Source organism: Micromonospora orduensis (genome assembly GCF_006228125.1).
In the GTDB taxonomy this organism is placed as follows: domain Bacteria; phylum Actinomycetota; class Actinomycetes; order Mycobacteriales; family Micromonosporaceae; genus Micromonospora; species Micromonospora orduensis.
In genome coordinates this window covers 1-22,680 of sequence record NZ_VDFY01000133.1, presented here as the reverse complement: position 1 = coordinate 22,680, position 22,680 = coordinate 1, and the positions used below count along the sequence as shown (strand labels likewise).

20 protein-coding genes and 1 pseudogene are annotated in these 22,680 nt (G+C 70.1%); 6 read left to right on the top strand and 15 right to left on the bottom strand.

From position 1 onward, the window contains the following. On the top strand, positions 1–2,201 hold a 2,201-nt coding region (locus tag FHG89_RS33295), incomplete at its 5' end, for an AfsR/SARP family transcriptional regulator (protein ID WP_208760923.1). Beyond that, a complete protein-coding gene (locus tag FHG89_RS10710; RefSeq protein ID WP_139584221.1) occupies positions 2,198–3,124 on the top strand; it encodes a DUF2637 domain-containing protein in 927 nt (308 codons plus the stop codon). The genes FHG89_RS33295 and FHG89_RS10710, both read left to right, overlap by 4 nt. Before the next feature lie 115 nt (positions 3,125–3,239). Here FHG89_RS10710 and FHG89_RS32875 read toward each other — a convergent pair whose 3' ends face one another. From FHG89_RS32875 to FHG89_RS10695, 4 genes are all read right to left on the bottom strand, one after another. Next, on the bottom strand, positions 3,240–3,392 hold the full coding sequence (locus tag FHG89_RS32875) for a hypothetical protein (RefSeq protein ID WP_167517377.1): 153 nt from the start codon (positions 3,390–3,392) through the stop codon (positions 3,240–3,242). 53 nt (positions 3,393–3,445) lie between these two features. Next, positions 3,446–3,664: a hypothetical protein gene (locus FHG89_RS10705; RefSeq protein ID WP_139584220.1), complete on the bottom strand. Its 219-nt coding sequence runs from the start codon at positions 3,662–3,664 to the stop codon at positions 3,446–3,448. A gap of 1,223 nt (positions 3,665–4,887) precedes the next feature. Next, positions 4,888–5,349, bottom strand: a complete 462-nt coding sequence (locus FHG89_RS10700; protein ID WP_139584219.1) for a DUF4262 domain-containing protein — start codon at positions 5,347–5,349, stop codon at positions 4,888–4,890. Beyond that, complete coding sequence (locus tag FHG89_RS10695) at positions 5,342–5,734, bottom strand: hypothetical protein (RefSeq protein WP_139584218.1); 393 nt, start codon at positions 5,732–5,734, stop codon at positions 5,342–5,344. Before FHG89_RS10695 ends, FHG89_RS10700 begins: the two co-directional genes overlap by 8 nt. Before the next feature lie 133 nt (positions 5,735–5,867). Between FHG89_RS10695 and FHG89_RS34105 the strand changes: the two genes are divergently transcribed. Then, positions 5,868–6,002 carry a hypothetical protein gene (locus tag FHG89_RS34105; RefSeq protein ID WP_280116059.1) on the top strand — a complete coding sequence of 45 codons (135 nt, stop codon included), beginning with the start codon at positions 5,868–5,870 and terminating at the stop codon, positions 6,000–6,002. Positions 6,003–6,377: 375 nt separating this feature from the next. Here the strand turns inward: FHG89_RS34105 and FHG89_RS10685 are convergent, their stop codons facing one another. From FHG89_RS10685 to FHG89_RS32870, 5 genes are all read right to left on the bottom strand, one after another. Further along, complete coding sequence (locus tag FHG89_RS10685; protein ID WP_244295341.1) at positions 6,378–7,055, bottom strand: hypothetical protein; 678 nt, start codon at positions 7,053–7,055, stop codon at positions 6,378–6,380. A 227-nt stretch (positions 7,056–7,282) separates the two neighbouring features. Continuing rightward, the gene (locus FHG89_RS10680; protein ID WP_139584217.1) at positions 7,283–8,920 is read right to left on the bottom strand and encodes a VWA domain-containing protein; all 1,638 of its coding nucleotides are present in this window, start codon (positions 8,918–8,920) and stop codon (positions 7,283–7,285) included. 33 nt (positions 8,921–8,953) lie between these two features. Then, on the bottom strand, positions 8,954–10,123 hold the full coding sequence (locus FHG89_RS10675; RefSeq protein ID WP_139584216.1) for an AAA family ATPase: 1,170 nt from the start codon (positions 10,121–10,123) through the stop codon (positions 8,954–8,956). A gap of 350 nt (positions 10,124–10,473) precedes the next feature. Next, a complete protein-coding gene (locus FHG89_RS10670) occupies positions 10,474–10,626 on the bottom strand; it encodes a hypothetical protein (RefSeq protein ID WP_167517376.1) in 153 nt (50 codons plus the stop codon). A 679-nt stretch (positions 10,627–11,305) separates the two neighbouring features. Continuing rightward, positions 11,306–11,710, bottom strand: a complete 405-nt coding sequence (locus FHG89_RS32870; protein WP_167517375.1) for a hypothetical protein — start codon at positions 11,708–11,710, stop codon at positions 11,306–11,308. A 181-nt stretch (positions 11,711–11,891) separates the two neighbouring features. Between FHG89_RS32870 and FHG89_RS10660 the strand changes: the two genes are divergently transcribed. The 3 genes from FHG89_RS10660 to FHG89_RS10650 are packed head-to-tail and all read left to right on the top strand — an operon-like array spanning position 11,892 to position 15,990. Next, entirely contained in the window at positions 11,892–12,998 is a 1,107-nt protein-coding gene (locus tag FHG89_RS10660) for a tyrosine-type recombinase/integrase (RefSeq protein ID WP_139584213.1), read from the top strand. Beyond that, positions 12,995–15,472, top strand: coding sequence for a tyrosine-type recombinase/integrase (locus FHG89_RS10655; RefSeq protein ID WP_139584212.1), 2,478 nt, complete (start codon positions 12,995–12,997; stop codon positions 15,470–15,472). The genes FHG89_RS10660 and FHG89_RS10655 overlap by 4 nt, the downstream gene beginning before the upstream one ends. Then, a complete protein-coding gene (locus FHG89_RS10650; RefSeq protein ID WP_139584211.1) occupies positions 15,469–15,990 on the top strand; it encodes a DUF6262 family protein in 522 nt (173 codons plus the stop codon). Before FHG89_RS10655 ends, FHG89_RS10650 begins: the two co-directional genes overlap by 4 nt. A 178-nt stretch (positions 15,991–16,168) precedes the next feature. On the opposite strand, the gene FHG89_RS10645 is transcribed toward FHG89_RS10650, so the two are convergent. From FHG89_RS10645 to FHG89_RS33290, 6 genes and pseudogenes are all read right to left on the bottom strand, one after another. Further along, positions 16,169–16,663 carry a DinB family protein gene (locus FHG89_RS10645; RefSeq protein WP_139584210.1) on the bottom strand — a complete coding sequence of 165 codons (495 nt, stop codon included), beginning with the start codon at positions 16,661–16,663 and terminating at the stop codon, positions 16,169–16,171. Between the two features lie 255 nt (positions 16,664–16,918). After that, positions 16,919–17,590 (bottom strand): ATP-dependent DNA ligase, encoded by a 672-nt coding sequence (locus FHG89_RS10640; RefSeq protein WP_244295339.1) that lies wholly within the window; start codon positions 17,588–17,590, stop codon positions 16,919–16,921. Between the two features lie 216 nt (positions 17,591–17,806). Continuing rightward, complete coding sequence (locus tag FHG89_RS10635) at positions 17,807–18,430, bottom strand: hypothetical protein (RefSeq protein WP_139584209.1); 624 nt, start codon at positions 18,428–18,430, stop codon at positions 17,807–17,809. Between the two features lie 183 nt (positions 18,431–18,613). Then, entirely contained in the window at positions 18,614–20,119 is a 1,506-nt protein-coding gene (locus FHG89_RS33650; protein WP_244295336.1) for a hypothetical protein, read from the bottom strand. A 109-nt stretch (positions 20,120–20,228) separates the two neighbouring features. Beyond that, entirely contained in the window at positions 20,229–21,308 is a 1,080-nt protein-coding gene (locus tag FHG89_RS10620) for a M23 family metallopeptidase (RefSeq protein ID WP_139584208.1), read from the bottom strand. Positions 21,309–22,475: 1,167 nt separating this feature from the next. Beyond that, a pseudogene (locus tag FHG89_RS33290) lies at positions 22,476–22,680 on the bottom strand (hypothetical protein); the annotation flags it as partial.

The window sequence follows — 22,680 nt, the reverse complement described above, 5'->3', positions numbered from 1 at the left end:
CACGCGCCCCGACCACACCCACCCACCCCGCCGCGAGCAACGACCCGCACACGCCAACGCCGCGACCACAGGCTGAGCCCGGGACCACACTCGACACCGGCAGCTGGCTCGACGCAGGGCTCGTCGCCGCCATCCTCGCCGCCGTCGCCCTGACCTGGGCGCACCGCCGCCACCGCTACACCCGACGTCCCCTCTCGGCCGACCCGCGCCTCGACGACGCCGACATGGCGCCCATGCCTGCCGTGATCCACCAGATCCGCCGCCGCACCATCCCCGCCCGCCGCGGCGTTGAGCGGCCCGCCGCCATCGAACTGCCCGAAGAGAGCGTGAAGCCCTCCCAACAGCACGCCCATGACAGCCCCGGCCCCGTCGAACCCGACGACGAGGACACCTCCGGCACAGCACCACCTGCCGCCAGCCGTGGGCCCTGCCCGCTGGTGCCATCGTTGGCGCACCCGCTCACCCCGATCTGGCCTACCGCCGGCCTCGGACTCACCGGTCCCGGCGCGGAGGCCGCCGCCCGCGGGTTCATGGTTGCCGCCCTAGCCGCCGGGGGCCTCGACGCACCGGACGAGCGGACCTGGCTGGTCATACCCTCAGCGACCGCGGCGACGCTGCTGGGCGCTGGTGCCCTCAGGCTGCCCCACACGCCGCGGCTGACCGTCACCGGTGACCTCGAGGAGGCCCTCGACCTGATCGAGGGGCAGGTCCTGCACCGCAGCCGCATCGTCTACGCCCACGAGGTCGACACCGTCGCCGCCGCCCGCGCGGCGGACCCGACCGAGGAGCCGTTGCCGCCGGTCCTGCTGCTGGCCGACGCGGTCACCCGCCACCAGCGCCCCCGCACCGCCGCGCTCCTCGCCCAAGGCCAGCGCCTGGACATCCACGGCGTGCTGCTGGGCGCGTGGCCCGACGGCGACACCGTCGTCGTCGCCGCGGACGGCACCACCAGCCGCGCCGACGGCCAGAGCCCTCGCCACGGCGGTCACCCTGCCGACATCGGCCGGCTGGCCGTTCTCACCTCATCCGAGACCAGCGACCTGCTCGTCACCCTCGCCGAGTCCCACACAGGCCAGCCGCAGGCACCCGCCCCAGCTCAACCAGCCGTCCTCGCCCAGCTCAGAACAGCGGCACCTGACACGCAACCTTTGCCCGATACCGAATCACGGCCACCTGACGACTCTTCCTGCGACGACGGCCCTCTGCCGGCCTCCGACCCGCAATCGGTGCCCACTGCCTCGGCAACACGGGACAGCGCCGACAGCGAGACCGCCGCAGCCGCCCCAACAGGGGGGGACCTGCCCGCCAACGCCCACGCCCCAAGCGCCGACACCTCCCGCGACGGTGCGACCACGCCAACCTCCGATGAACCGGACCCCGACCGTGCGGCCGAGGACGGCCAGGAGACCAACCATGGTCGGGTAAAGGTGGCCGTGCTCGGCGCCGCCGCCATCGCCGACACGCCACCCGGGCCGACGCTGCGCAAGAAGTCCCTCGAAGTGCTCGTCTACCTGGCCGTCCACGACGGCGCCGCCACCGTCGAGGCGATCCTCGATGACCTGCTCCCCGACGCCCCCGCCACCAAAGCACCCGGCCGGCTCTACACCTACGTGTCGGACCTGCGCACGATCATGCGCCGCACCGCGGGACCCGGCACCTACCTCACCCACCCCCACCAGCGGTACGTCCTGAACCGCGACGCCGTCGACGTGGACCTGTGGCGCATGCGCGCCGCGATCCGCGACGCCAACCAGGCCGCCGACCCGGCCAAGCGCCTCGCCGCGCTGCGCCGCGCGGTCGACACCTACCGTGGGCACCTGGCCGACGGCGCCGACTACGAATGGATCGAGCCCTACCGCGAAGCCGTCCGGCAACAGGCACTCGACGCCCACCTCGCCCTTGCCGACGCCCTCGCCGACAACCCCGCCGAGCAACTCACCGTCCTGAACGCCGCGATCGGCCACAACCCGTACGCCGAAGAGCTGTACCAGCAGGCGATGCGCGCCCGCGCCGCGCTCGGGCACCTCGACGCGATCCGCAGCCTGCGCCGTGCCCTGACCCGCGCGCTCGGCGAGATCGACGCCGAACCCAGCGATGAGACTGTTGCCCTGGCCGACCAGTTGGTCGCCCAGGTGCAGCGCCCCGCCCGCCGACCGGACCCGCTGCCGGCGCGCCGGCCCAGTGACGGACCCGCCGCATGACCGCCACAGCGCCACCCCAGCAGAGCACCGCCCGTACCTCGCAAGCAGCGGAGGTCGACATTCAGCTCCTGACCCGCCTGCGGTGGGGCGTGCGGGCCGTTCTCACCCTCGGCGTCGCCGCGTCGATCGCGGCGAACGTCCTGCACGCCCAGCCGAATCTCATCAGCCAGGTCATCGCCGCGTGGCCGCCGCTGGCGCTGCTATTGACGGTCGAACTCATCTCCCGAGTACCCGCCGACCGCCGTGGCCTGGCCGCCGCGCGGTTGATTGCCGCCGCGGTCATTGCCGGCATCGCCGCCTGGGTGAGTTATTGGCACATGGTCGGCGTCGCCGCCCGCTACGGCGAAACCGACGCAGCTGCCTCCTACCTGCTGCCCATCTCCGTCGACGGACTGGTCGTCGTGGCCAGCATCAGCTTGGTCGAGATCGCTGGCCGGATCCGCGCCCCCTCCGTCAGCCCGGCGCATGCGTCGACCGATGCGGGCGACGCCGAGGAAGTGGCACCTGCGCGGCCGAGGAACGATGCACACGACCGGGGCACGGGTCCCTCTCACCGCGACACGGACCGGCCAGGGAGAAACCGTTCCCGCATCACCGGCCCCTCGGTCGCGCCGGTCGAGAACTCCGACGAGCAGGACAAAGTCAAGACTCCGGGCGTTACCCAACAGATTGAGCCGGACCCCTTCGGGGGTCAAAGACATGAGCCCGAGCCGGACGGCCTCGAAAGCAGCGCTAAGGTGCCGTCGGACACCGCTGGAGCCGTGGCCTACTGGTACAGCCAGGACCCGTCCCTGCACCCTGCCGACATCGCCACCAGAATCGGCCGATCCGAGCGTACCGTCCGCCGGTACTGGCCACCCGTGCCGCGAACCGCGAACGGACACGACACCAGCCGTGCCGCCGAGCAGGTTCGCCTCTCGTGACCGCCCGTTGTGCCCTGAGCGGTGACAGGCAACCGGTGGGCTGCTGGCGCAAGCACCCGCCAGGGTGTGGCTCGAGGTGCAGTGCGGTGCCGGATCTCCAGGGCTCTTCCGGGTTTCAGTCCTCGCCGTCAGTCAGGCGAAGCGCGTGCTTGATCTTGTCGTTGCGCAGGGGCCGGTATGCACCCTCGACGAAACGGCCGCCTTCGAAGATCTTCATGAGCGCGGTTGTGGTCGCGTCGCTGAGCAGGGAGGAATTGTTCTCCAGCATCCGGTTGAGGGTGTCCGTGAGGTCTAGGGAGGAGAGTCTCTCCAACGCACTCTTCAGTTCCTGCGGAGCGCCGGCGTCTTCGACGCGAGCATGGGTAGGACCCGCATCTGATCGGCGATGAACGCCGCAGCGATCATGATCATTGCGAGCCGCCGTTGCGCGTCTTCGCTGCTCATCTCGGTGGGCAGGTCGTCCAGCGCTGCCTCTACCTGCTGCGAGAAGGTCGTCGCGGCGGCGCCGTCCAGGGCAGGTTGACTCTCGCCCTCGCTCATCTCGGCGTTCCCACTCGACTTCGACGTCAGATCGTTGAATCAGCCCTTGATATATGGCGCGGACTTGACTGCGGCGATGATCCCACCGGTGGCGACTGCGATGATCCGCCAGTGGCGACAACCCCGATAATCACGCCTTTTAACCTGCTTTGCGCAAGCAGCTTTGCTATCTCATCGTCTGCCGAAAGCAAGTCGACACGTCCGAGGTTGCGAGCAGCGTTGAAAGTATTCGAGCTTAAAGCGCCGAGGTTCCTGGTTGACGCCGCAATTTCGTTGACCGACATCGACGATAATTTTGTAGTATTCGGACATTTCTCACATTCGCTTAAGCTGCTGTTGCGATCTGGTCTTCCAGCTCGGCGCCACGCGCTGAACCGTGCTGGCGGCGACTAAAGACTCGGCGGCTCGATGCCCGCTTGCTGAAGCCGCCAGCGTGCGGCTGCTCGGTGCTGCTCGCTGAATAAGGAATCCCACCTTGGGTTGAGGATCTCCCACTCAATAGTCAGCTCAGGACGACCAGCTTGAACAAGCCGACCGAAGCCTGTTTGGATGTCCCCGCTAACGACCAGGCGTCGCGCGGCCTCCGCTGCACCCAGAGTGGAAATCATCCCTCTCCACGCCGTTGGCCGATAGGGTGGAGAGAGGCGAAGGCACGTCTCGATCGCGATCTCACATACCGACCGAAATTCGGATTCAAGAGTCGCAAACGCCTGGAGATCGTCGTCGTGGTGATTGGGCACGATAGGGCTCCGAGGATGCCAGGGTCTCGCCGCGCTCTGCGGTCCAACCGCAGTATCGCTGTAGGCGGAGAGTAGAGCAAGGAGCTTTAAGAGCGATGAACAGACACGCAGCGGATCGAGCGTGCCGGCGTTCAGAGCCCCATCGCTATGGGTAGCTGGTTCTTGCCGCCTCACGAGGATCTGGGCGGCTGAAGGGTGACTACGGGCAGCTAGCTGGCCGAAACGAGGCGGATTATCCGAAACGCACGGCACCGCGGACGACGAAAGGCCCAGTCTTCTCACTCCATGCTTGACGAACCACCGGAAAGGACGGGCACGCGCCAACGCTCAGTGACTCGCTAACGATGTTGACCCCAGTGACGGCGTAGACCTTGGTGGCGACACAGCCGAGCCGAGGGTTGGGCGAGCGCACCCGGTGGTGGCCGGGGTCCAAGCACCGATAGGGGCGCCCGGATCCCGGCGGACCGTTGTTGGCGTGCTCCGTCACAGCTGCGCGATCAGCGGCTGTACCTGCGGGTCGAAGCTGTACCCGTTGTCCCAGGGGAACCGGCCCTGCGGGTCGGGCCACACCATCTGTTGGAGGCGGATCTGGTCGCGGCCGTAGCGGTTGATCGCCATCCCGGGCAGCAGTTCATCGGTGGGCGGCCCATCGATGATGATCGCGTCGTAGTCGGCAATGAGGTCGCTGACGCGCTGGCCGTGAGTGAACCGTTCGGCCTTGTCGTAGACCCGGCGGGCCAGGTCGTTGAGCAGGCTGTGGGCGACCTCGGGTGGCAGTCCGGCGGTGATCAGTTCGGGGTAGTCGTGGGCGGTGAGTCCGACGGTGTAGGCGAACGGCGCTGTGGTGTGGGGGTCGTCGTCGGTGGGCAGGACATGTGTGACGGCCCAGCCGGTGGTGTCGATGATCTGGTTCTGGCGTCGGAGAAGGTCTTTGATGTCACGCATGGTGGGTGTCTCCTGGGCATTCGGGGGTGCGGGCCGGGTCCGGCTCGGGTGGCTCGACATCGACGAAGCCCCAGAGTCGTTCCATGACCTGGAGTTGCCAGGTGTGGTAGCGGTCGGCGAAGCCACGGCAGACCGCGGGCGGGACCGGGCTGCCGGCGTAGGGCAGCGTCGAGTGGCAGATGATGTAGCCGGCGGCGCCGCGCGCCTCGGCGACCATCTGCTTGAGTCGGCCGGGGTCGAGGTGCATCGGGTTGCCGGGCTTGAAGACGCAGGTGTTGCACTCGCGGGCGAGCCGTCGGGTCTTGCGTCGTTCCGGGTCTCCGACGCTGAGTCGAGGTGACGGGTCGGTACCCGGGTCGTCGGCGGGTTCGAACGTGTTGTCCATAGTCAACTCCTTGTCAATGCGGTGCGGGGCATACGTCGGGGACTGGAGCCCCGCGGATCCGGGTGAACGGAATGCCTTCGCGCCGGGTAGCGCCGTTGTGGGCTGGTCAGAGCTGCCTCAGCCAGGTCAGCACGTGTCGACGTCGCACGGCGCGGTGCGGCCCGTACGGGTCGACCCGGTGGAGCACCCGGGGGTACCCGTCGGCGGTGCGCTGGTCGGCGATGGTGGGGTCCTCGCCGCCGAACTCGTTGTCGAGGACAGCGAGTAACCGCCGGGCGGCCCAGGCGTACAGAGGCTGAGTTTGCTCCGGTGGCCGAAGCGGACCCCGCCGACGCGGACGGGGACGTGTGGCCAGGTGGTCGGTAAGCCGAGCCGTGGCGTGATCCAAGCGGCGGCCAACTGGTTCCAGCTGGTGCACCACACCGGTTGGGCGTGCTCGGCCAGTTCCCGCAGCCACGGCCCGTGGTCGGGGTTCAGCCAGACGGTGCCGGTGACGTGCTGACCGTCGGGGGCGGGCCCGTTGTAGCGGTGTGGCCGGTAGCCGCGTGTCTCGGCGTGGGCGGGGTTGACGGAGTGGAGGACGCCGTCGACGTCGATGGCCACGGTGGGGGAGGACGGGGGTGTCCCTGTGGCCGGGTGCTGGTCATGGCTGGGCCTGCTCGATGGTGATCGGGTGCAGGGGCACGGTGAGCCGGTCGGCGGTGCGGCCGGGTCCGTCGGCGGGTTGCCACGTGTCGGCGGCGGCGTGGGTGGGGAACGGGCCGATGGCGGCGAGCCAGCCTTCGGTGCGGTCGAGCAGCACGAGAACGGCGGTGCGGGTGTCGTCGAGGGCGGGGCGCAGGATCGCGGCGAGGTCGGGCGGTAGGTCGACCCAACTGGTGGTGGGTAGATCCGTGACGGCGGGGTCGTGCAGCGGTACGGGCATGGTCACGGCGAGCGTGGTGCTGTCGAGCGCGAGCGTGGCGGCGTGGGAGTGGGCTGCTTCGGCGCCGCTGGTGGGGCCGTGGGCACCGATTTCGCCGGTGGCGTGGACCGCGAGCAGCGCGTGGGGGTCGCGGATCTCCAGGGAGTCGAGGACGGCGAGGGTGACCGTGTCTCCGGTGCGCATGTCGCGCAGGGTGAGCAGGACCGGCCGTCCGTCCGGGTCCCGGTTCCAGGTGATGGCGTCGAAGTGTTCGCTGGTGACGTCGCGCAGGCGCCGCCAGGCGCGGTTGTCGGTGTCGAAGGGGTGTTCGTCGTCGGTGCCGTAACGCATGAGGAACTCCTTGGTGGGCAGCGTCGTACCGCGTCCGGAGCCGGGGTCGGTCAGGACGCGATGCATGCACGCTTCAATGGCGCGGGATGGTCAAGTCGCGGGGGCGGCAGCGAGGCCGTTCGGCATCGGCCCTCCGCGAGATGCGAGTGGGGCCGCCTGGGGCAGCCACGCATTCCAGGCCCTGGTATGTCCTGGGTCCCGGCGTGCGGCGCTGCGCGGGCCGCAGCCGGTGCAGCGCCGCGGCGCTGAGTGGGACTGGTTGGCTGCCGGTTCGGGGCCCGCTCGGCCGGGATTCAGGCCTGGGCGAGTGCGGTGACGGCGGCGTCGGCGATTGCCGCGATGGCCTCGGTCGGGTCGGTGACGGTCAGGGTGGTGGCGTGGGTGAAGGTGTGCCCCCAGACCTGGTTCGGGTCAGTCGGCTCGCCGCCGGTGGGCGGGTCGGCGGGGTGTAGCCACAGCACGGCGCAGCCGGCGCGGTGCAGGGTGGTGACGAGGTGTTGGCCGGCGGGGATGTCGTCGAGGTAGCCGTCGGAGACGACGGCGAGCATCCGCAGGGTGCGGCCGTGGCGCAGGTCGAGGAGTTGGTCGGCGACCTTGACCGCTTCCGGGAAGGTCGCGGTGGCGAGGCCGGTACGCATGTGCATCACCTGCCTGGGGTAGGTGCGTGGGGGCACCAGGACGGTGGTGCGGTCGCCGAACCCGATCGTGGTGGTCGTCGCGTCGGCGCGGCGTGCCGCGTTGGCGAAGATCCACGCGGCGGATGACATCGCCTCGGTATACCGGCCCATCGATCCGGACAGGTCGACCAGGATCGCCAGGTGCAGGCGCGGTTTCTCCGGTGGCAGTTGGGCGCGTTGCTGCCACGGGGCGGCGGTCGGCATTTGCCCGGCGGCGATTTGGGCTTCGGCGGTGATGGCGTGGCGGGTCCGCAGCCGGCCGGGTGGGATCGTCGAGGGGCGCCGGCCGGGTTCGGGGTGGCGGGTGCGGGCCTGCCGTAGCCGGTTGGCGAGGTCGCGGGCGGCGCGGTGTTCCTGCTCGGTCGGGTCGGTGCGGTCCCACTCTTCCGATGGGCTGTGCCGGTGGGCCAGCAGCGCCGCGGCGTACTCGGCCGGGGTGACGCCGGCGGCGACGGCGAGGTAGTCGACGAGTGCCGCGGCGAGGCGGCCGGGGAACAGGCCGGCGTCCGGTACGGGCGCGTCGTACTGCTGGTCGGGGTCGATGCCGAGGACCTGACACCACCGCCGGGCCAGGGCGATCATGGTGTCGGCGTCGGCGTCGTCGCAGGTGTGGGCCTCGCGCCAGATGTCCCGCAGCTGTCGCAGGCGTTTGCGGCCGAGGACGCCGGTGACGGCAGCGCGGACGGGGCGGACATCGGTGCGGGTGACGATGCGGGCGTCAACGCGGGCCAGGAGCAGGGCGGCGAGTTGACCGGCGTGCCACGCGTCGTCGACGGCCGCGTCATCGGGGTCGAGGAGGGTCTTCACGACGTGGCGCAGCCAACGGCGGTCGCCGCGGCGGCGGGCGCGTTGGCGTCCTTCGGCCCGGGATTCCTCCAGCATGTCGGCGACAGCGGCGAGGATCGGCGGGGTGCCGGGCGGGGTGGCCCAGCGGCTGTGCGCGGCGTGCGCAGCGCCGTGCACGAGCAGCCCGTAGCCGGTGGGCACGAGGCGCTTATGCCGGGCCTTGGCCGGGTCGGTGATGTCCGGGCGCTCGGCGATGTAGGTGGCGTCGACCTCGATGCGGTTGAGGTCGGGGTAGAAGCATTCGGGTGCGTCTCCGGCGGCGCCGGGGGCGACGAGGACGGTGAGGTCGGTGCGGCCGGTCAACAGCGGGACGTGCTGGGTCCACGCCTGCGACCAGGCCCGCCAGTCGGCGGCACCGGCCCGGGCCGGTGGTGTGCCGGTGCGCAGGTGGGTGTGCGGATGTGACACGGAGTGGCTCCTTCCAAGAAGGGGTGGACGGGGTCAGCGCTTGCCGAGGGCGAGCGCGGTGATGGGCGTGCCGGTGTGCCGGGACAGGGCCGCGGTGACGTCGTCGCGGGCGTCCTCGGGGGCGATGCCGGCCAGGTTGGCCAGGGCGGCGGTCATGCCCAGGTGGTCGCGGACCTTGACGAAGCCGAGCAGTTCGCGCAACTGCGGCGCCCACACGGTCTTGCCGGCGGCGAGGTCGGCGTTGAGGTCGATCGCCGCGGCCACGACCGTCTTGGGGACGCCGAGTTGGCGCGCGAGGTCCCAGTCGGTGGTGACATGCAGATGGACGGTGAACCGGGAGGCCAAAGCCTCGGTGAGGACCGCGCCGTGCACGCCCGGGTTGTGGCCGGCGACGATGTAGAACCCGTCGACGGCCTGCACGGTCTCGTTGCCGTTGGCGGGGATGGTGATAACGGCGCGGCCGTCCATGGCCGGGTACAGCACCGCCAGGACGCGCGGCGGGATGAGGGTGGCGTCGTCGACCAGCAGCACCCGCCCCTCCCGCATAGCGGTCACGAGGGGCCCGTGGACGAACTCGTAGCCGCCGCCAGGGACCGGGTTGTAGGAGCCGAGGAAATCGTCGACGACGGTATCGCCGGTGCCGGCGACGGTCAGCAGGTCGGGGAACGCCGCCTCGACCATGGCGGTCTTGCCGGTGCCGGGCGGCCCGTAAAGCAGCACGGGCACCTGCTGAGTGCGGAGCCGTCGCAGCTCCTCGACGTCCCAGCCCCTGCCGAGCCGGCGCGGGTGGTACAGCGCCCCGTTTGGTCGCGCCACCGGCGCGGGCCGCGCCTGCCGGCCACCACCAGCACTGCCGCTGGAGCGGGGTGCGGCGGGTGGGAGGGTGCCGGCGGCCTCGATGCCCGCCTGGGTGATCTGGAAGCGGTGGTGCGGGTCGCGGTGGTGGGTGGCGTGCCCGGCGGCGGCCATCTTCTTCAGTGCCTCGAACACGGCCCCGGACGACGGTGCGCCGATCGCCCGGGTGATCTCGCCGACCTTGAGGATGTCGTCTGGGTGGTCGGCCAGGTGCAGGGCGACCTTGCGGTACAGGTAGCCGGACCGGCCGGAGCCCGATTCGGTGGTGGAATTGCCGGCGCCGCTGGCGGAGGCCAGGTCGTTCTGCGCGGGCCCGGCCGGTGCTACCGGCGGGTGCGGTGTGGTCATGATTGCCTCGCTTCCGAGGGTCGGGCACGCGCACCCGTCTCCGGGTGCGCGGGCGGTGGGTACCGCACAACGGAGACGGGTGGGGCCAACCCCTGCCGGCCCGCATCGGGCCGGGCAGGTGGGCGACCACACCCCGGTGGTGCTGAAAGGGTTACGGCGACGCGTCGGGTCGCCGCTGGTGCCGTGCTGGTCGGTGTCGGCATCCGCGGGCGGTGTCGGCGCCGACGATGGAACCCCGCGCAGCCCAATCGATCAAGTCGGATGGGTACGCCGGTGCGGGATTGCGGGAGCCCTGGCTGACTACGCGCACACCGTGAGGGCCAGGAGCGGTGCCGGTGGCCCGGTCGTGGTCAGTCGGCGCCACCCCGTTCACAGCCCTGCGGATCGCACTGCTGTCCGTCGGCCATCCGGGCCAGGGCTTGCCTGTCGTAGCCGTCGAGGTCGTCGAGGAACGGCCAGCCGAACCCGTCGGCGAACCCCGTGACCTTGGCTGCCCCGTTCATCGGGGTAGCCGGCGTGGTCCATCCTGCTGTATCGCGGCCCGGCCCAGGCATGCGTGCATGGGCTGTACCGCACGGACTCCTAGTCCTTCTCGGCGTGCACATCGTCGGGATGGACCACACCCACATCTGGGCGCAGCACGACGGCCGCGGCGGGTTCCTGCTAACTCACCGCTATGCGGACGACATCCTGGGCCGCTTCGTGTCTACGCCGACATGCACGGCCTGAAGGTCCATTCGACCCGTTCGACGGCTGGTATAACAGCCGCACGCTCCCGATCCGGATGACGATCCCGCCTAACTGGCCGCTTTGGCCGATCGAACGGGATGGGGTACTCCTGCTGCACACCCAGCCGGTGGATTGGCCGGAGGGCGAGTAGTAGCGGTGGAGGTGCGCCCCGTCTGGGTCCGCGCGTGCATGAAGGCGAACCCGCCGCCGCCCAGGTGCAGCTCGACGGCTAGCGGGTCACGTACCAGCGGGCGCTCAGGCCAAGCAGGAGGGCCCTACAGCGCCACGTTCGCCCAGCCCCACCAGGCGCCGGGTACACGACGACGGCCACCACTCCCAGGGCAAAGCCGAACACCTCGATCAGGTCGTTGGCAGAACCCCCGCCCACGGCATATCGATGCCTCGGTTCGCCATGGCCGGATCGTCCGGTCGGCGTCGAGCGGATCCTCCGGGTCAGGTTTCGCCGTAGTACCCCTCCTCCTCACCGAGCAGCAGCGGCACGTCGTCCGTCGACATGTCCGGCCGGGCCCGGACGTAGCGGACGCGGTGACGCCACCTCTGGTGCTCGAACGCCACGTCAGCCTCGATCTCCACCACGACGCTCGGCTCCACCTGCACGTACCGCAACGGCTCCGGCCGCTCCAGCTGACCCGACCACGACGCCGGCAGCGGCTCCGGCCACGGATGTGCCACCGGGACGCCACGGCGCTGAGCCGCCGGAAGGGGAGATAGCATCCCGCCGAGCTCCACCCGCTGCATACCGTCCAGCGGGTGGGTGCGCCCGGTGTACCGCAGCTGCCCTCGCCGGTCACGCCGGCCGAGCAGCACGGTGTCGGGATGGCGGAGACCGCCCGTCACCCCGCCGACGATCGCCTCCGTAGTGATCCGGGTCCGGTACCTCTGTCTGGGAGCTTGAGGTGTAGCGCACTGACGCGCGGGAAGACGTACCCGCCTCCGCACACCCTGTGCGCGACAGTTCCCTATCGCGTGCCCATCATCAGCGTCATCCGCTCACTTTGACAGGTTCGGAGGTACGGAGTTGACGCGAGCGTTCGCGGTACGGCTCCCGTCGGCGCAGGTCTACTGGACGGTGCTCAGCGACGATTTGAGGCCAGTACCGGACGTCGACGAGTTCCTCCGCCATCTGCGGTTCGGCCGCGGGTGCGCTGAGGCGACCACCGAATCATACGCGCGGTCACTGGCGCTGTTTCTGACATGGACAAGCCTGGTGGGCCTAGAAATTTGGTCAGCGGTGTACCGCATGACCGGGTTCATGTTGTGGTTGAGAAGTTCAGGACGACGGGGTCCACGCCGGGTCAATGGTGTGGTCGGTGCGGTGCGGGAGTTCTGCAAGCACGCGGTGGCATCTGGGGTGGCGCCGCCGGCGCTGTTGGCGGTGCTCTACGAGGCGGCCGACGATCGGTGGTTGCCGGACGAGGTACGCGGTGAGACGCTGACGCCGCGGGGAATCGCCCGTGCACGCCATCGACTGCCAGTGGCCGAAGAGCCGGTGGACCGTGCCGCAGAGGCGGAAGTCGTCGCGCTGGCCCAGGCATGCCGTTCGGCCCGTGATCGTCTGATCGTTCTTGGCTTAGCGCGGGGACTGCGTCGTGGCGAGCTGGTCTCACTGCGCCGCGAGGACGTGCACTTCGCCGCGGATTCCACCATGTTGGGTTGCCTGGTACATGGTGAGCACCTGCATGTTGTGCGCCGTGACGTCGCTCCGCGAGGGGCATTCGCGAAGTCACGCCGCTCGCGGACGGTGCCGGCTGACGGGCTGCTCGTGCAGGCCTGGGACGCGTACTGGTGGGAGCGGGCGGCGTGCCGTCCCGCGGACGATTGCGACTTCGTGCTGGTCAACCTCTCACGGCCGCCGCTGGGGGCACCGATGCGCCCAGGTGCGATCAACGAATTGCTGGCGGCGTTATCGCGACGCGCCGGGCTGGATCGGTTGGTCCACCCGCACATGCTTCGGCACGGCTTCGCTACCGACGTGCTCGACGCCGGAGGGACGGTCGATGAGGTGCAGCACCTGCTGGGACACGCGTCGCCGCATTCGTCGCAGGTCTACCTACATCCGGCGCCGCAACGTTTACGGGACGCGGTGGAACGGGTCGCGGATTATCGAGCGGGAAACCCATCGTGACGCTGCCGGCGCCGGCGGCCTCGCCGCAGCCGCGCGTCGAATCTGAACTTGATCGCCTTCAGGGACTGCTCTCCGAGCAGTTCTGGACAACCGCGGGCTGGGATCCGCTGCTGCGTTTGGTCTGTCCGACCCCACAACACCCGGTATTGGGCTGGCCGAGGTGCGCGGTGCCGCAATGCCTGGTGCGGTCCAGCTCTGCGGGCACGTTGTGTACAGGGTGCCGCAGCCGGTGCAGGGCCAGCGGCCTGTCCAAGGAGGCTTTCCTCGCCAGCGCCGCACCACGCGGTGCCCCCAGCGACATGATCCATCGGCTCGTCGACGCGACCTGTCTGGTAACTGGCTGCCCCCGACCGCAGAACGTCTCCACGCACAAGCTCTGCAACAGCCACGCCCTGCGGGCCCGAGAACTCGTCGGCCGCCCTACACCGGAAGCAGTACAGCGGTTCTTAATGATGCCCGGCGTCAAGCCGCTGCCGTCCTTCGGCGACTGCCAGGTCGCGGCCTGCACACGGCTGGCGGAAGGAAGCAATGGCTTGTGCCTGTCCCATCGCCAGCGGTGGAAGACCGCCACCGCAGCCGGGGAACATGACCAGGCCCGCTGGCGCCGCCGGGAGCCGGGCATCTTCCGCAGCGCCACGGTGAACCTGCGCGGTTTGCCCGACCTTGTGGTCGCGCAGTTGTTGGTGGCGGTCCAACGCCGTGGTGAGCAGGGCTTCAAAATCTCCCCCGATCACTGGGAGCTGGTCGCGCGCCACGCGCGTTCTCGAGAGGCAGCGTCCCTGGCGGAGGTCAGTGGCATCGGACTGTCGGTGACTCCGCGCCTGCTCTTGACGAACCTGCAGAACGAGGCCCGGCGGGCCAGCACCACCTGGGAGGACGAGCAGAAGCGCACCGTCTGGGACTTGGCGGTGGCCGGACACGCCGGCGTCCTGGACTTCTCCCACATCACGCAGCCATGGCTACGCGACGCACTGAAAGCGTGGGTAGCCGAGGACCTGCCCAAGCGGCGCGGGTCGAAATCCCCCTACGGCGTGTCCCGCGCGCATACCAACTCCCTGGCCAAGCTGTCGGCGAGTCTGCGGCTGCAACGCGAGGACCAGGGCCTGCACCCCGCTGAGCTGGGCCGGGCAGACATCCTGGTCTTCCTGCAACGGCTGGCGCATCTGCGCAACACCGGCGAGCTTCAGGCACCACGACACATCCAGGTAGTGCGGCACACCCGAACGGTTCTCGCCGTCTGCCGCGACTTGGGTCTGAGCCGGCCCGGGGAGTGCATGGCCGGCCTGCCAGGCGAGTTCGCGATCCGCCAGGAGGACCTGCCGTCGCTGCCACCCGAACGGCCCGACGCCCGAGCTCTTCCCCGCGAAGTGATGGCTCAGCTCGACGAGAACCTGACGCAGCTGCAGCAGCGATCGTCACGCGAATTCCGCATCGCTGTCGAACTGCTGATGGACACCGGCCGCCGCCCGGACGAGATCTGCCGGTTGCCGCTGCACTGCCTCGACCGCGACGGTGACGGCAAAGCCGTACTCGTCTTCACCGACTACAAGCGCAATCGGCTCGGGCGCCGCCTACCCATCGCCGACAGCACCGCCACCCTGATCCGCGACCAGCAGCAACGCGTGCGTGAGCGGTTCCCCACCACTGACGAAGTCGACCTGGTGCTGCTGCCGGCCCGTATGAACAACGCCCACGGCACCCGCTCCATCCGCGCCACGGTGCTGACTAACCTGCATCGTGAGTGGGTCGACCAGCTCGAACACTTCCCGCTGTCTGATGGATCGCACTACCCGCCCGCAGCAATCGTGCCCTACGCCTACCGGCACAGCTTCGCCCAACGCCACGCCGACGCCGGCACCCCCATGGACGTGCTCCGCGACCTGCTCGGCCATCGCAGCACCCTGTCCACGCAGGTCTACTACCGCGTCACCGAGAAACGCACCCGCGCCGCCGTGGACCGCCTCGCGCAACACCAATACGACGGTGCCGGTCAACGGCTATGGCGCGACGTCACCAACTTGATGGACTCCGAACGCGCCCGTCGCCGCGTCGGTCAGGTCGCCGTCCCATTCGGGATCTGCGCCGAACCGTCCAACGTCCAAGCCGGCGGCGGCGCCTGCCCCTACCGGCTGCGGTGCCTGGGCTGCGGCCACTTCCGCACCGACGCCTCCTACCTACCCGAACTACGCGCCTACCTTGACCGACTACTCGCCGACCGAGAACGCGTCCTGGCCGCCGTCGACCTCGCTGACTGGGCCAAGGCCGAAGCAGCACCGAGCACCACCGAAATCGACAAGGTGCGCGGGTTGATCCGGCGGCTGGAAACCGACCTCGACAACCTCACCGACGGAGAACGCGAACAGATCCACAACGCCTGCGCCGTGCTACGCAAGACCCGTCAAGCCGTCCACCTCGGCATGCCCACCACCCCGGCCATGCGCATCGACGTCCGCAGCATCGGACGCGCCGAATGAGTAACCCCGAAGCCCTGGCCGCCGCCCGCGCCCGCGACAGCGACGCCCGCCGCAAACGCGTCCTGCACGCAATAGACCACGCCACCGCGACAGGAAGCGCCCTGAGCGTCTCCGCAGTGGCCCGAGCCGCCCAGGTTCACCGCAGCTTCATCCACCGCCACCGTGACCTCCACGCAGCCATTGACGCCGCCCGGCGGCAAACCCCACCGCCAGGCGGCCTCACCGCCGTCACCGACACCTCACTACGCACCGACCTGACCAACCTCAAGGCACAGAACCAACGACTGACCCGGCACATCAGCCAGCTGGAAAAACGCCTGTCACAGCTGCTCGGCGAACAGGTCTACCGCGCCAGCGGCATCGGTGCTCCAGCCGCCGACGAAGAACTACGCCAGCACGTCAATCACCTCAACCAACGGGTGACCGACCTACGGCAGGCTCTCGAGGAACGCACAGACGAACTCGCGGCCGCCCGAGCCGCCAACCGCGAACTCATGACCCTGCTCAACCGATCCTGAGCTGATCCACCGACTCGCTTACGGAGCCACGAAAGCTCGCCCATTACATCGGCGCTTACACCGCGTGGCTGCTGCAGTGCGCGGCCGCGCACGGACGGCGGCAAATCCGGATGGTTGAGGCGGTCGCCAGACCTTCTAGCGTTCGACCAGCGGCCCGCTGTCACCCACACCCGCCGGATCAACGGCCGGTGACGCCGTCGATAAGTTCGCGAAGGATGTCGGCGTGTCCGGCATGCCGGGTGGTCTCGCTGGTCATATGAGCCAGCACCCACCGAAGCGTGCGGGGCTCGTCATTTACCGGCCGCGCGGTACGGACGTCGAGATCATCAGCCGCGCGAATGTGACGATCGCTCTCGGCGATGGCGGCACGGTAGTCGGCAATCACCTGCTCGGCAGGCTGATCCTCAGCGACCTTCATGCCGATGTTGGCATCGGCGTACCGGAGATCACCGGCCACTGTGTAGCCGAACCAATACCGCTCGGCGCCGGTCAGGTGCTGAATGAGCCCCAGGAGCGTCGTGTCGGACACAACCAGGCGGCGTCGCAACTTCTCTTCTTCCAGCCCGTCCAGCTTTTTCAGCAAGCAAGACCGGCTGAAGGACAGAAACGCCAGTGCGGTGTCCGCCTCGTCCTCGTCGTTGAGCGGCACGGATTCACGCTGTGACTCGAGCATGGGAACGATCCTACGGTGATCCTGTCCACGCGGCTTTCCTTTATGACACCGACAGCATCCGCACATCGGCAGATCCGGACGTTGTCGCGGCTCGCCGACGCAACTCAGCGTGCCTGCGGTGGCGGACTTGTGCTCGCGGCTATGCACTGCTGCTCGTAGGTCGGCATCCACGGCGACCAACCAGACAGTGCCAGTGCCCGACAGCTGTCGCATGCCGATGTACTCGACCTTGGGCGAGCCCAGCAGGCGCAACGCCTATGACGGCAGCGTCAGCGACGGCGTAACCCTGACAGATCGGAACTTCCACCACCCTCTCCTGCCTGGCTCGTAGCGGCCGGACAGCCGCTTGGTCACCACGCCCTCGATGCCGGTGGCCACCGTCCAGTTGCTCAGCCAGTCCCACACCTGCCGCATGTCCGCCGTCTGTGGGGTCACGATCAGCTGAGGTGGCGCGCCGGTGAGCAGCTGCTCCAGCCGGGCCCGCCGTTCCGACAGCGGCAGGTTCAGGATCCCCTCGCCGCCAGCGTCGGCGAGCAGGTCGAACAGCACGTAGTGGGCGGGGCAATCACGGGCCAGGCGAAGGAGGCCGCGGCCGGCGGTGACGCGCCGCTGCAACTGGGCGAAGTTCGTCCTCCCGCGCTCGAGCACGATCAGCTCGCCGTCGAGCACCGCGCCGGACGGCACGGCCCTCCGGATGGCTCGGGTGATGTCCGGGAAGTAGGTGGTGAGGTTCCGGCCGGCCCGGGACTGGAGGTACACCCCGTCGTCCTCGCGGAAGGCGATCACCCGCCACCCGTCCCATTTCGGTTCGTGCACGAGGCCGGCGCCCTCTGGCACCTGGTCAACCGGTGCCGCGAGCATCGGCGCGACCGGGCGGCGCAGCGCCAGTTTGGCATCCCGCCCGGCCCGACGCCGGGCAGGACTCACCGCCCGCGCTGACCGTGAAGACTGCTCACGTCTCCCATCGTGGGGGAGCGGCGGTGGGGCTGGGGCGAAGATCCGCGACGACGAATGCCGAGGTGGCGCAGTCGGGCGGGCTCGGTGGATGATCCTCGCATGCAGGACGCTGAGGCGACGGAGCATGTCCGGCCGCCGAGCGTCATCGTGTTTCAGGCGGCGAATGCGCGGCGGGTTGGCGCGCAGCTACGGGCCGGCGGTGGCTTGCGGCTCGCCGAGATCCGGTTCGCGGTGCGGATCTTGCAGGGCAACGGGATCCGCAGACGGTGACGGCTTCGATCCGTTAGCAGTCCGCAGCGCCTGCCGGTAGCCCTCATCCTCGTACCGTCGGACGACAACAGGCATTCGGCGCAGGCGGACTTTGGCCTTGACGTCCTGCCTTTCGTCATCAACGGACAGCCGGACGCGCACCGTCTCCTCGCCGGAATAGAACGTAACCCGCCACCCACCGCGGACCTCGCGGCAGCTGACGTAGACCTCGCGGTCAAACAGCTCGTCGGTGTCGAGGAGCGCAGGCCTAGCGAGGTCAAGCGCGACCCGGGCGAACAGCACAAGGTCGTCCTCGGCAGTGGCTACCTTTCGGCGCCGCAGCCGGCCGAGCGCCGCCTTGAGCGCGTCGTATACCGCGTTGCCCAACACGCCGGCGGCTGCCGAGGCCCCCACCCACACGGCGGCAGCTTCCAGGAACATCCCGCTCGCGTTGTCGCCAGCGACGGCAGCTCCTCTGCGAGCCACGGCCGTGTTCCGCGGCGGGGCTACTTCCGGCCCGCCTTCGTCTTCATCGGACCTTGACAGATCGTCACTGGCCATACACGAAGGCTAGCGGCGGATGTCAACGGCTGGGCAGACCGAACGACGCGTTTCCCGATCGCGGTCCGCAGCCACCCCCCTGAAGAGCCGCCCTCACCCGCGCATAAATCCGATTACCTCGGCGCGGCGGAGAGCCATGCGCACCCGGAGCTTTACGGCCGAGCCATGGTTTTGAGTGCCGGCCTATGCCGGGTCGGGCAGGTCACCGACGATCCGGACGCAGGCGTACGGGTCAACGGCCTCCCAGCACCAGCTGCGGCCCATCACCACGTACCGGCCGTCGCCGTCCGGAGTGATGCGTTCGATGGCGTCCGGGTCGTCGGACAGGGCGCGCTGGTCGGCGACGATGACGTCGCCGTCAAAGGACAGGTCGGCCAGTTCCGCGTCGACCCGCCGGTCCAGGTCGTCGGCCGGCACGCCCTGCTCGCGCAGGCGGTGGCGGCACTGGTCGCGGTGGCGCTGCTGGTCGGCGACGATCGCCTCGGCCACTTCCCGGGTGCAGGAGAACACCGCCCACCCGTTCCAGTGGTCGATCAGGGTACCGACGAACCCGACCTCGATCCGGTCACCGCCGTCGGGGCCGGTAGTGCGCGCCCAGTCGCCGGAGAACACGCCAACGTCGCCGGTACGGACCCGGTCGGGGTGCAGGTGGGACACGTCGCGGCCGATGGGGCTCGCCGCGGAGTGACACAGGTCCGAGACGCGGTCGGTGACGGCGGTGTCGTAGGCGTCGCGGTAGACGGCCAACGCCTCGTCGCGCTGCTGGATGCGCAGCCCGAACCAGCCCGTGGTGTCGCCGGTGGCGTCGGCGAACAGCCCCCACCCGCTGGTGTCGACCGACTCTTCGGCCGAGGTGTAGTGAGGTAGGGCGTCGAGGACGGCGGGATCGCCGTCGTCGACGTCGGCGAGGATCCGGCGCGCGGCCCGGCGGGTGTCGCCGCTAGCGCGGGGGCCGATGGTGTCCTGCGCCCACCATTCGGCGGCCGTTTGGCCGGCCTCGGCGCCGGCATGTGGTCGGCGTTCATCGGGTGCTGCCGTCGCGTGACCCGTTGTGGGGGCCTGCGGCGGCCAGGGCTTGCGGGTGACGTGATCGCCGAACATCGGGTCGGTGACGACCGAGGAGCCGCAGCGGGTGCAGCTGGTGGCGGTGTCGTAGCCGTAGCCGGCCATGGACGGCACCTCAACGTGGTCGACCTCGTCGACCGCGCCGCAGACGGTGCACACCGTCATCTCCGGGCCCCCGCCGCCATCGTCGGCGGGTGCGGTGACGAACAGGTGCTCGGCGGGGTCGAGGTGGTGCGCGCTGTGCCGCAGCCAGCGGCCGTGGACCGTCGCCTCGTACACCACCAGCCGCCGCTGGTCGAGGTGCAGCAGGTACAGCCACTCGAGGGCTCCGCTGATGTCCTCGCGCAGCGCACCCCGCCGGATGGTGTCGTTGTCGGCGGGGTAGCCCAGGCCCGGTACGGGCGGCTGCTGCTCCCAGCGGCGGGGCTTGGGGTTGACGGCGAGAGACCACCAGTTGCGGGCCAGAAGCGCGGCGGCCATGGCGTCGGTGTCGCGGCCGAACGTGTCGGTCCAGATCCGGCGCAGCAGCGGCACCAGAACCTGCGGATCCTCGCTGAACTGGATCAAGCGGGCGGTGTACCTGCCGCGGAGCGCGGCGACACCGATGAGCGTGGGCGTGCTCACGGGCTTCTCCTCCTCAGGGATGTGTGGATGGGGGTTGCGGCGGTAGTCCCGGGGCGGAACGACCGCCGAGCCGGGGTGGATCACGCAGGCCGGCCGCCGGCATCAGCGATCAGGACTGCTGGTTAAGGGGCGCGCCGACGGAGGCCATGAAGGCGACCGGGTCGATGGCCGTTCCGGAGGTGTAGTCACCGAGGTGCACCTCGAAGTGCAGGTGCGGTCCGGACGAGTGGCCGGAGCTGCCGGCGACGCCGATGACGTCACCGGCCGTCACCTGTTGGCCCTCGATCACGGAAGGGTGGGTGAGCATGTGGCAGTAGCGGGTGATCACCCCACCGGGGTGGTTGATGTCGACGTACCAGCCGCAACCGCGGGTGAGAGCGGGAACGCCGTCGCGATCGCAGCCCCAGTCCCGGCCGGTGCGCACGTCAACGGCGTTGCAGCGCACGACGCTGACGGTGCCGGTGGACGCGGCGCGGATCGGGGTGCCCTTTGCCGCGATCAGGTCGACGCCGTCGTGCCCGGGCCGGCCCGCCGTGCGGAAACCGGAGCCGACGTCCCCGTGCACCGGCTGGGTCCAGCCCTGCGCGCTGACCGCCACCTGGCAGGCGCCCACACCGGCGCTGACCCCGGTCAGGGCGGCGACGATGCGGGGGGCGTCGGGTTCCCACCTGGCGTAGGCGTCCGGGTAGGCCGACCGCTGCACCGCCTGGGCGGCCTCGGTCAGCGGCATCGCCTGCCAGCCCTCGACGGCCTGCAACGACTGGTAGAACTTCGTCGCCGCGTACTGCGGGTCGTGCAACTGCTCGGCAATTCCCCAGCCCTGGGACGGTCGCTGCTGGAAGAGCCCGACCGAGTCGCGGTCCCCACCCGAAGTGTTGATCAGGGAGGACTCCTGCATCGCGGTGGCCACGGCGATGACCCAGCCGCGGAGTGGGACGCCGAGGCGCATGCCGACGGCGGTGATGCTGGCGGCGTTGCCGACCTGCTCGGCGTTCCAGTCACCGATCGCAGCGATCCCGTCCGCCGTGGGGCTGGGCGCGGCCGACGAGGCGCTGACCGTGACGCTGGTGGTCGGCCCGCACGCGCCGGCACCGCCGCCGCCGAAGAGCAAGGTGGTGGCCAGTCCGGAGCACAGCAGCAGGACGCCGGCGACCACGATGGCGATCCCGGACAGCACGCGGGTGGTCATGACGTGACTCCTTCGAGGCCGGGCGGGCCGGCGGGCCGCCGGGGCGCACGGACGGTGAAGGCCGCGCGGGCCTTTGAGAGGGCGTCGCGCGGCCTTCGGACGGGGGCGGGAATCAGCGGGCGAGGACGGCGACTTTCTCGCCGTGCAGCAGGGGCGCACCGTCGGGGCCTTTGATGGGTTGACCCAGATGCGGTACGGGTGGCCGTCGCGGTCGACGAGGCGCCGCCAGTGGCCGCGGACGACGAGCCGCACCCGGTAGTGCCACTTGGATTCGCCGTCGGTCGGTTCGGCAAGAGGACTGGTGCGTCGCAGCATGACCACCCGGGTGTCGTGGCGGATGCTGGCCCGTACGGCGCGGCGGCGTGCCGCGCGGTCCAACGGGGCGGCGGCGACGGTCGCGAGGGGTTGGGCCTGTATGCGCCAGAAGGCGTAGGCGAGGGCGGCGCAGGCGCGCATCGGGGTGGTGGTCTCGTCGATGCAGAACCGGCCGTCGGGCGCCGGTTCCCAGTCGCGGTCGTCTCCGTCGAGGATGGACAGGTCGGGGCGGGGGTCGACGGGTTGGCCGATGGGGATCTCGGTGAAGTCGGTCAGCACGTAGGGGCCGAACTGGCGGGCGAGGTCGGTCCGGTCGGCGAGTTGCGCACAACGGCGCACAGCCGCCGGGTCGTGCGGGTCGTGGTGGTCGGCCCAGCCGGCGATGGCCCAGAAGGACCGGCCGCCGCTGGTGTTGGTGGTGCGGGCCCACGTGATCGCCCCGATCGAAGACACCTCGCCGCTGAGACTGCGGTGGTAGATCGGTTCGGGAAGGAAGAGCACCCCGCCGTCGTCGGGGGCGACATCGGCGGGCAGCACCTCGCCGGTCAGGTCGAGGGCTGCCGCGGCGGCGGCGACGATCGCGGTCATCGCGGGGGCGATGACGTACGGCTCGCCGACTCGCCACGGGTTGGCGGTGATGGCGCGGACCGCGTCGAGGACCTTCGCCACGCCCGCTGGACTGGGGCTGGCGTGGTTGGCGAGGCGGCTGCCGAAGAACGCCTGCAGGTACTGCGCCGCGAGCGGGCTGCGGTGGTAGTGGACCATGCGGGTGCGCAGGTCGACGGCGGTACGGGCGTAGCCGGCGAGTGTGTCGTTCGGTAGGAAGTTCACTATTTACCTCCAGGTGCCTGCTCAGGCGGCCAACGCCGCCACGGGTGGACACCGGTCGAGCCGGGATTCCGGCGGCACCGCGCCCGGTACGGGCGCGGGCCGCATCAGGGGTGTCGGCGCGTGGGTGGGGGCGAACCAGCCGGTGAAGCGACGCGGCATGGCGGGAACGGCGGCGCGCCCGCGTGCAGTTCCGGCCGGGCGCGGCGCGGGCGGCGGGGCGAAGGTG

Coding starts and splice junctions, on each gene's coding strand:
- FHG89_RS10710 (WP_139584221.1), top strand. CDS start 2,198: ATGACCGCCACAGCGCCACCCCAGCAGAGCACCGCCCGTACCTCGCAA.
- FHG89_RS10705 (WP_139584220.1), bottom strand. CDS start 3,664: ATGAGCGAGGGCGAGAGTCAACCTGCCCTGGACGGCGCCGCCGCGACG.
- FHG89_RS10700 (WP_139584219.1), bottom strand. CDS start 5,349: ATGCGTGACATCAAAGACCTTCTCCGACGCCAGAACCAGATCATCGAC.
- FHG89_RS10695 (WP_139584218.1), bottom strand. CDS start 5,734: ATGGACAACACGTTCGAACCCGCCGACGACCCGGGTACCGACCCGTCA.
- FHG89_RS10645 (WP_139584210.1), bottom strand. CDS start 16,663: ATGCTCGAGTCACAGCGTGAATCCGTGCCGCTCAACGACGAGGACGAG.
- FHG89_RS10685 (WP_244295341.1), bottom strand. CDS start 7,055: ATGCATCGCGTCCTGACCGACCCCGGCTCCGGACGCGGTACGACGCTG.
- FHG89_RS10670 (WP_167517376.1), bottom strand. CDS start 10,626: ATGAACGGGGCAGCCAAGGTCACGGGGTTCGCCGACGGGTTCGGCTGG.
- FHG89_RS32875 (WP_167517377.1), bottom strand. CDS start 3,392: ATGCTGGAGAACAATTCCTCCCTGCTCAGCGACGCGACCACAACCGCG.
- FHG89_RS10675 (WP_139584216.1), bottom strand. CDS start 10,123: ATGACCACACCGCACCCGCCGGTAGCACCGGCCGGGCCCGCGCAGAAC.
- FHG89_RS10650 (WP_139584211.1), top strand. CDS start 15,469: ATGAGTAACCCCGAAGCCCTGGCCGCCGCCCGCGCCCGCGACAGCGAC.
- FHG89_RS10635 (WP_139584209.1), bottom strand. CDS start 18,430: ATGGCCAGTGACGATCTGTCAAGGTCCGATGAAGACGAAGGCGGGCCG.
- FHG89_RS10620 (WP_139584208.1), bottom strand. CDS start 21,308: ATGACCACCCGCGTGCTGTCCGGGATCGCCATCGTGGTCGCCGGCGTC.